Source organism: Paraburkholderia sp. EG286A, assembly GCF_040965375.1.
Classification (GTDB): Bacteria; Pseudomonadota; Gammaproteobacteria; order Burkholderiales; family Burkholderiaceae; genus Paraburkholderia.
In genome coordinates, this window is sequence record NZ_JBFRCB010000060.1 from 1 (window position 1) to 255 (window position 255).

General features: G+C 67.8%; 1 protein-coding gene. It reads right to left on the minus strand.

All coding sequences use genetic code 11. The annotated features are described in order from the left end of the window. Positions 1 to 255: hypothetical protein (locus tag AB4Y35_RS42245; RefSeq protein WP_368708808.1), on the minus strand; the 255-nt coding region annotated here is incomplete at both ends.

The following is a 255-nucleotide window of genomic DNA, read 5'->3' on the forward strand; positions in this document are numbered from 1 at the left end:
TGACAGGTGCGGCCCAGCCGAGCGCGGTCGCGATCATCGAGAGCGCGCGTGGCAGGCCCGCATCGGTCTCGTCGGCGCGTGCGACGTGGACCAGACCATCGACCGGGCGACGACTGCGCAATTCGCGAATCTGGCCGAGCCACTTTTCTTTCTCGATACCGTCCGGCGCAGCGTGGACGAGGACGGTTTCGCCGATGTGCATAACGCCTGCCTGCTTGAGCCCGGGCGCGACCTGATCGACCCGCTCGTCGCTGC